The organism is Pseudolysinimonas sp., assembly GCF_044239695.1.
Classification (GTDB): domain Bacteria; phylum Actinomycetota; class Actinomycetes; order Actinomycetales; family Microbacteriaceae; genus Pseudolysinimonas_A.
In genome coordinates this window covers 1-8,095 of record NZ_JBIIAW010000115.1, presented here as the reverse complement: position 1 = coordinate 8,095, position 8,095 = coordinate 1, and the positions used below count along the sequence as shown (strand labels likewise).

General features: G+C 69.5%; 7 protein-coding genes. All 7 read right to left on the bottom strand.

Features of this window, described 5'->3' with window-relative positions:
- On the bottom strand, window positions 1–995 hold a 995-nt coding region (locus ACILQS_RS14020), incomplete at its 3' end, for a type III polyketide synthase (protein WP_395640750.1).
- Window positions 996–1,110: 115 nt separating this feature from the next.
- Entirely contained in the window at window positions 1,111–2,238 is a 1,128-nt protein-coding gene (locus ACILQS_RS14015; protein WP_395640749.1) for a bifunctional 2-methylcitrate synthase/citrate synthase, read from the bottom strand.
- Window position 2,239: 1 nt separating this feature from the next.
- Entirely contained in the window at window positions 2,240–3,148 is a 909-nt protein-coding gene (gene prpB / locus ACILQS_RS14010) for a methylisocitrate lyase (protein ID WP_395640748.1), read from the bottom strand.
- Window positions 3,148–4,659: an MmgE/PrpD family protein gene (locus ACILQS_RS14005; protein WP_395640747.1), complete on the bottom strand. Its 1,512-nt coding sequence runs from the start codon at window positions 4,657–4,659 to the stop codon at window positions 3,148–3,150. The genes prpB and ACILQS_RS14005 overlap by 1 nt, the downstream gene beginning before the upstream one ends.
- Entirely contained in the window at window positions 4,656–5,318 is a 663-nt protein-coding gene (locus tag ACILQS_RS14000; RefSeq protein WP_395640746.1) for a GntR family transcriptional regulator, read from the bottom strand. The genes ACILQS_RS14005 and ACILQS_RS14000 overlap by 4 nt, the downstream gene beginning before the upstream one ends.
- A 99-nt stretch (window positions 5,319–5,417) precedes the next feature.
- A complete protein-coding gene (locus ACILQS_RS13995) occupies window positions 5,418–5,870 on the bottom strand; it encodes a rhodanese-like domain-containing protein (RefSeq protein WP_395640745.1) in 453 nt (150 codons plus the stop codon).
- Between the two features lie 73 nt (window positions 5,871–5,943).
- Window positions 5,944–8,095, bottom strand: a 2,152-nt coding sequence (locus tag ACILQS_RS13990) for an Ig-like domain repeat protein (RefSeq protein ID WP_395640744.1), incomplete at its 5' end; no start/stop codon positions are given.

Genomic DNA, 8,095 nt, shown 5'->3' with positions numbered 1-8,095 from the left:
TGGGTCCCGTCGGGCTGGTCGAGCATGTCGCCGAGCACGTGCAGTACCGACGACGACGAGAGGTTGCCGACGGCATCCAGCGATCGCCACGACGCCGACAGGTCGGACCGCTCGAGCGAGAGCCCCTTCTCGAACGCCTCGAGCACCCGGGGGCCGCCGGGATGCGCGATCCAGGCGTCGACATCCGCGCGGCCGAGCGCGTGGTCGGCGAGGAGCCCCGCGACGTCGTCGGCGATGTTCGCGTCGATCGTCGCCGACACCGCGGCCGTCAGCACGATGCGGAACCCGGTACCGCCGACGTCGAAGCCGATCACCGATTCGCTGTCGGGGTAGAGCGCGGCGCGAGTGCCGAGGATGTCGGGGCCGGGCAGTCCGAGTTCGCGCGCGCGCTCGGCCCCCGCGACCACGACCGCGGCCGCGCCGTCGCCGAAGAGCCCGCTCGCGACGAAGTTGGCCATCGAGTCGTCGTCGTGCTGGAGCGTCAGCGAGCAGAGTTCGACCGACACGAGCACGGCGATCTCGCGGGGGTGCCCGAGCAGGTAGTCGTGCACGCGTGCGAGCCCCGCGGCGCCGGCCACGCAGCCGAGCCCGAACGAGGGCACGCGCTTGACGTTGCCGCGCAGCCCCAGGGCCGGCACGAGTCGCGCGTCGATCGACGGCGCCGCGATCCCGGTCACCGACGTGAAGAACAGGTAGTCGACATCCTCGGCGGTCAGGCCGGCCGTGGTGAGCGCGTCGCCCACGGCGCGAGTCGCGAGCGCGGTGCCTTCGCGGATCCAGATGTCGTTGGCGTCACCGAAGGAACGCAGGTCGCGGTACTGCTCGAGCGGGAGCACCGTGTGCCGCGTGCCGATGCCGCTCGCGGCGTGGAACCGCTCCAGCACGGCGCGCTTCGACACGTCGTGGGTGATGAGGTGCGACAGCTCGGCCGTGATCTCGGATTGCGGGTACGCATGCGGCGGCAGAGCGGGCGCCGCCGCCACGATTCGGGACATGCCCGGAACGTACCACCGGGTGCGCCGCAGAATGCAGGTCTTGCGCGGAACCCCTTCCACCGCGAAGGAACCCCGCACGCCCGGGTCCACTACGCCACAGAGGGTTCTGTGACGATTAGCTGCTCGAGGCGGGCACCGCGCGCTGCTCCGGCCCCACGTATTGCGAGAGGGGACGGATGAGTGCGTTGGCCTCGAGCTGTTCGCGAATGTGCGCGGTCCACCCGGTCACCCGCGCGGCGACGAAGAGCGGCGTGAACAGCTCCGTCTCGAACCCGATGAGGTGGTACGCCGGTCCGGACGGGTAGTCGAGATTGGGCTTGATGCTCTTGCGCTCGTCCATCGCGGCTTCGAGGGTGTCGTACAGCGCGAGCAGGTCGGGACGGTCGTATTCGGCGATGAGGGTGTCGAGCGAGGCTTTCATCGTCGGCACGCGGGAGTCGCCGTTCTTGTACACGCGGTGTCCGAAACCCATGATCTTGCGCTTCTCGGCGAGCGCCGTGTCGAGCCAGGAGGCGGCCCGGTCGGCGGAGCCGATCTCGTCGAAGACGTGCATGACCGCCTCGTTCGCACCCCCGTGCAGCGGCCCCTTGAGGGCGCCGATCGCCGCGGTGACCGCGGAGTAGAGGTCGGCGAGCGTGGAGGTGACCACGCGAGCGGTGAACGTCGACGCGTTGAACGAGTGCTCGGCGTACAGGATCATCGACACGTCGAACGCGGTCACCACGACCAGGTCGGGCACCTCGCCGAACGTCATGTGCAGGAAGTTGGCCGAGTAGCCGAGGTCGTCGCGCGGTTCGACGAGATCCAGGCCGCGACGACGACGCTGGATGTAGGCGACGATCGCCGGCAGTTGCGCGAACAGCGTCATCGCCTTGTCGAGGTTGGCCTCCGGCGAGGAGTCGGCAGCGGTCGGGTCGGCGGCGCCGATCGCGCTGACCGCGGTGCGCACGACATCCATCGGATGCGCGTCGACGGGGAGCAGATCGATCGCGTGCTTGGCGACGTCCGGCAGATGCCGCCGGGAGCGCTCGAGGCGTTCGAAGCCGGCGAGTTGCGCGGCATCCGGCAGTTCGCCCTTCCAGAGCAGGTAGGCGACCTCCTCGAAGGTGCAGTTCGCGGCCAGCTCCTGCACGGGATAGCCCCGGTAGAGCAGCGAGTTGGTCTCGGGGTTGACCTTCGAGATCGCGGTGGTGTCGACGACGACGCCCGCGAGTCCCTTCTTGATGTCGGTCGGTTCGGTCATGTCAGCTCCTGTTGTTCTCGAGGTCGAACGTGAAGACGTCGGCATCGAATGCGCCGTAGGCGGCGTAGTCGACGAGGTCGTAGAGGCGAGCCCGAGTCTGCATCTCGGGCACCTGCGAGGCGAGCGACCCCTCGGTGGAGAGCGCGTCGAGCGCGCGCTCGATCGCTCCCATCGCGATCCGCTGCAGCGAGACCGGGAAGATCACCATGTTCACCCCGACATCCTGCAACTGCTGCACCGTGAAGAGGTCGCTCTTGCCGAACTCGGTCATGTTGGCGAGGATCGGCACGTCGACAGCGGCCCGCATCGCCTCGAACTCGCCCAGATCGGCCATGGCTTCGGCGAAGATCGCGTCGGCGCCGGCATCCACGAGTGCCTTCGCGCGGTCGAGCGCCGCCGTCAGCCCCTCCACCCCCCGGATGTCGGTGCGCGCCATGATGACGAAGCCCGGGTCACGGCGGGCCTGAACGGCGGCCCGGATGCGGTTCACCGCGGTCTTCTCGTCGACGACGTCCTTGCCGTCGAGGTGGCCGCAGCGCTTCGGGTTCACCTGGTCCTCGAGGTGCACGCCGGAGACCCCGGCATCCTCGAGCAGCTGCACGGTGCGGGCGACGTTCATCGGCTCGCCGAATCCGGTGTCGCCGTCGATGAGCGTCGGCAGGTCGGTGGTGCGCGAGATCTGCGCGCCGCGCTGGGCGACCTCGGTGAGCGTCGTCAGGCCGATGTCGGGCAGCCCGAGCTCGTTCGCCATGACCGCGCCCGAGATGTAGACGCCCTCGAAGCCCTTCTCCTGGACGAGCCGCGTGGAGAGCGGGGTGAAGGCTCCCGGGAACCGTTGGATGGTGCCGCTTGCGAGGCCCGCCCGGAACGCCCGGCGCTTCTCGGCGGCGGTGACGTGGGTGTGCAGCATCAGAACAGACCCTTCGGCGGCGTGGGCAGCCCGGCGGCGACGACGTTGAGCCCGGCGAGTTCGTCCGCCGAGAGCACGGGCAGCCGCTGAGCGACGTCGAGGAACCGGTCGATCTCGGCGGGCGCGAGCACCCCGTCGGCGAGCAGCCGGAACTTCTGGAGGTACTGCTCGCGCGCGAAGGGGCGGGCGCCGAGCGGGTGCGCGTCGGCGACGGCGATCTCGTCGACGATGCGCGATCCGTCGGCGAGGTCGATCTCGACGCGGCCGCCGAACGCCTTCTCGGCGAGGTCGTTCGAATGGTAGCGACGGGTCCACTCGGCATCCTCGACGGTCGACACCTTGTGCCACAGCGCGACGGTGTCGGGCCGCTGGGCGCGCGCCGGCAGGTAGGAGTCGACGTGGTGCCAGGTGCCGTCCTGGAGGGCGACGGCGAAGATGTACGGGATCGAGTGATCGAGCGTCTCCCGCGAGGCGGTGGGGTCGAACTTCTGCGGGTCGTTCGCGCCCGAGCCGATCACGTAGTGCGTGTGGTGGCTCGTGTGCAGCACGATGCGCGTCACGTTCGCGGGGTCGAGCAACTCGGGATACCGGGAGTGCAGGGCACGCGCGAGATCGATCCACGCCTGCGCCTGGTACTCCGCGGAGTGCTCCTTCGTGTAGGTGTCGAGGATCGCGCGCTTCGCCTCGCCGGCCTCCGGCAGCGGCACCTCGTAGCGGCCATCGGGGCCGTCGAGCAGCCAGGCGATGACGCCGTCCTCGCCCTCCCAGATCGGGCTCGGGCTGGTCTGGCCGCGCATCGCCCGGTCGACCGCCTCGACGGCCATCTTGCCGGCGAAGGCCGGCGCGTACGCCTTCCAGGTGGAGATCTCGCCCTTGCGCGACTGGCGGGTGGCGGTCGTCGTGTGCAGCGCCTGCGCCACCGCCTGGGAGATGATCTCGGGGGAGAGCCCAAGGAGGGTTCCGATGCCGGCGGCGGTCGACGGGCCGAGGTGCGCGACGTGGTCGATCTTGTGCTTGTGCAGCGAGATCGCCTTCACGAGGTCGACCTGGATCTCGTACCCGGTCGCGATCCCGCGCACGAGGGCGGCGCCGTCGCGCCCGGCGTGCTGGGCCACCGCGAGGATCGGCGGGATGTTGTCGCCCGGGTGCGAGTACTCCGCGGCGAGGAAGGTGTCGTGGTAGTCGAGTTCGCGCACGGCGACCCCGTTGGCGAACGCGGCCCACTCCGGGCTGAACAGCCCCTCGACGCCGAAGACCGTCGCGCCGGCGCCGTTCGAGCCCGCTCCCGTCGGGTGCGCTTCCGCCTGGCCCCGCGCCGCGACCGCCGGGGCCCGGCCGATGGACGCGACCGCGACGGCGGCGTTGTCGATCACGCGGTTGATGACCATCTCGGTCACCTCGGCGTCGACGGCGACCGGGTCGACGGCGACCTGCGCGACCTTCCAGGCGAGCTGATCCTCCGTCGCGAGGTTCTCGTCGGAGCGGTAGGTGCGAACGGGGTGGAGCTTCATGCACGGCCTTTCAGAGCGGAGGCGTCGCGGGATGCGAGCGTGTCGAGGATGGTGGTGAGGGAGGCTTTGAGGTGCACCGTCGTCGCGGACGCGGCGAGCGCGGCATCCCCGTCGCGGATCGCGGCGCAGATCAGCCGGTGCTCCTCGGCGGAGCGCACGAGCCGTTCGGGGTTGTCGGTCGCGATGCGGCGGGCACGCGCGAGGTGCAGGCGCACGCCGTCGAGCGCGCCGCGGTAGACGGCGTTGCCGAGCGCCGCGTCGAGCGCCGCGTCGAACTCGGCGACGAGCGCGTAGTAGGCGTCGATCCCCTCCTCCCGCAGCAGCCGGGGGGCGTCGGCGAAGCGGCTCGCGAGGAGGTCGAACACCGCGGGGTCGGCGCGCCGTGCGACGAGACGGACGGCCTGGGTCTCGAGGGCCTCGCGCAGTTCGAAGAGTTCGGTGATCGTCGCGGCGGAGACCTCCGACACGACGCCCGTGCGCCCGCGCGAGGTGTCGACGAGCCCTTCGAGGGCGAGCCGGGCGAGCGCGGCCCGCAGCGGAGTGCGGGAGACGCCGAGGCGTTCGGCGAGGTCGATCTCGGAGAGCGCGGTGCCCGGCAGCAGCCGCCAGTGCAGGATCTCCTCCCGCAGCCAGTCGTACGCCGAGTCGCTCGCCCTCACGTCGGGCTACGTTACGCCGAATACATCCTTATGTATACAGAACGGCACTCCCGGATGCCGAAACGCTCCCGGCGAACGACCCCGGTATCCACAAGGCGATCAGCAGTCGCAGGTCACCGCGCCGTTCGACGGTCGGGGCGAGGTGAGGATGTCGACCGCGCGGGTGATCGGTCCGGAGTCGTCGACGATCTCGAGGCCCTCGCGCGCCCAGTACTCGAAGCCGCCGATCATCTCCTTCACGGCGTAGCCCAGCCGGCTGAACTGGAGCGCCGCACGCGTCGAGCCGTTGCATCCCGGGCCCCAGCAGTAGACGACGACCGGGGTCGTGATCGGGATCTCGACCGGCGCGCGTTCGGGGATCTCGGCGTGCGGCAGGTGGATCGCGCCGGCGATGCGGCCCTGGTGCCAGGAGGCGTGCCCGCGGGAGTCGACGAGCACGAAGTCCTCCCCGGCGGCGAAGGCAGCGGCGACGTCCGACGGGTCGGTCTCGAAACGAAGCTTCGCCGCGAAGTGCTCGACGGCGGACGATTGCTCGGTGGCGGTGAGGGTCATGCCACGAAGCTAACCGGGCCGCTCCTCAGATTCGAGGTGCGGCCCGGTCAGGGGTGCGTCAGTTACCGCCAGATCAGCCGACCGGCTCGAACGGCACGCCGCCGCCGGTGGCGGTGAGCGTGTACTCGCCGACCGTCACGTTGCCCAGCACGTCGTAGACCTGCACCAGGAACGGCACGTTCTTCTCGATGCCGTAGTTGCCGACGGTGATCCCGTTGAGGTCCGACCACTGGTTGTCGGTCAGCTCCCACATCACGCCGTTGACGGTGGCGTAGGCGACGTTGCTCGGGTCGTAGAGCTTGAGGCTCAGCGAGAGCTTCGTCGACTCGGGCTTCTTCGTGACCGCCGGCCCGGAGTTGTCGACCGTGAACGTCACGATCGGCGTCGAGCCGACGTTGCCGGCCTCGTCGTACACGACGCCCTGCGCCGTGTGCACGCCGTCGCTCAGCAGCTTCGTGTCGACCACGATGTCGCGGTTGACGTGGGTGCTGGTGAAGGCATCCCACACGCCGCCGTCGATGTACGTCACCTTGTTGAACAGCTGCACCAGCTCGCCGGTCACGATGAATCGCCAGTGCTCGTCACCCGACTGGAGCGCCTGCGGCAGCACCTGCCAGCTCACCGTCGGCGACGTGCCGTCGAGGGTGAACGTCGCCGACGTGGTGTTGCCGAGCACGTCGTGGGCGACCACCGTGAACGGCACGCCGTCCTGGATGCCGAACGACCCGATCGTGATGCCGTTGACATCCGACCACGGGTTGTTCGTGAGGTCCTTCAGCACGCCGTTGACGGAGACCTTGTCGACCAGGTTCGGGTCGTGGAGCTTCAGGCTCAGAGTCGAGTAGTAGCTCGGGCCGCCGACCGACTCGGGCTTGACCGAGATCTGCGGGCCCGAGTTGTCGACCGTGAAGGTGATGATCGCGGTCTCGCCGCGGTTGCCGGCTTCGTCGTAGACGACGCCCTGCGCGGTGTGCACGCCGTCGCTCAGCAGCGTCGTGTCGATCACGATGTCGCGGTTGCGGTGGGTGCTGGTGAAGGCATCCCACTCGTTGCCGTCGATGAGCGTGACCTTGTTGAGAAACTGGAGGGGCTCACCGCTGGTGATGAACCGCCAGTGCTCCGAGCCCGACTGGAGCGACTCGGGCAGGACCTGCCAGGACACCCGGGGGGCCGTGCCGTCGAGGGTGAACGTCGCGGTGGTCGCGTTGCCGGCGACGTCGTAGGCGACGACCGTGAACGGCACGCCGTCCTGGATGCCGTACGAACCGATCGTGATGTCGTTGACATCCGACCACTGGTCGTTCGTGAGGTCCTTCGTCCAGCCGTTGATGACGGCCTTGTCGATCTGGAAGGCGTCGTGGAGCTTCAGGTCGAGGTTCGAGTAGTAGCTCGGGCCGCCGACCGACTCCGGCTTGACCGTGATGGTCGGGCCGGACGCGTCGATCGTGAAGGTCGCCGTCGTGGAGTTGCCCGCGACGTCGTAGGCGACCACCGTGAAGGGCACGCCGTTCTGGATGCCGAACGAGCCGAGCACGATGTCGTTGACATCCGACCAGTTGTTGTCGGTGAGGTTCTTCGTCACGCCGTTGACCACGACGTAGTCGACCTTGTTCGCGTCGAAGAGCTTGAGGTCGAGGTTCGAGAACACCGCGCCGGCGCCGATCGATCCCGGCTTGACGGTGATGGTCGGGCCGCTGCCGTCGATGACGAACGCGACGATCGCCTCGGCGCTGTTGCCGGCCTCGTCCTCGGCGGTCCCGCGCAGCACGTGCACGCCTTCGGCGAGACCCGTGGTGTTCAGGCGGAAGTCGAAGTTGCGGTGAGCGAAGGCGCTGTTGCCGATCTGGGTGCCGTCGAGGTAGATCGTCTTGTCGATGAGCGATCCGTCGACCTCGCCCTGGGCGCGGAGGCGGATCGGCACGGTCGCCCCTGCCTTCACGACGGCCGGAGGAGCGAGCTGCCAGGAGGTGACCGGCGCGACCGTGTCGGCGGGCTCGGGGTCCTCGGGGTCGTTGGAGTCGGGGTCGTTCGGGTCGGGGAGGGTCGGGAGCTGATCTCCGGCGTCGGATCCCTCCTCCGTCGCCTCGTCCTCGGCGACCACCCGCGCCGGGATCTCGGGCGTCGACTCGTCGACGGGCTCCTCATCCTCGGTGTCGGCGAGAGTCGTGAGTTCGGTGCCCGGCTCCTCCGGCTCCGACGTCGGAGCCGCGGGGGAGCCGGCGGTC

Excerpts from the sequence above, each read along its gene's own strand:
- ACILQS_RS14015 (WP_395640749.1), bottom strand. The coding sequence starts at position 2,238 with ATGACCGAACCGACCGACATCAAGAAGGGACTCGCGGGCGTCGTCGTC.
- prpB (WP_395640748.1), bottom strand. The coding sequence starts at position 3,148 with ATGCTGCACACCCACGTCACCGCCGCCGAGAAGCGCCGGGCGTTCCGG.
- ACILQS_RS13995 (WP_395640745.1), bottom strand. The coding sequence starts at position 5,870 with ATGACCCTCACCGCCACCGAGCAATCGTCCGCCGTCGAGCACTTCGCG.
- ACILQS_RS14005 (WP_395640747.1), bottom strand. The coding sequence starts at position 4,659 with ATGAAGCTCCACCCCGTTCGCACCTACCGCTCCGACGAGAACCTCGCG.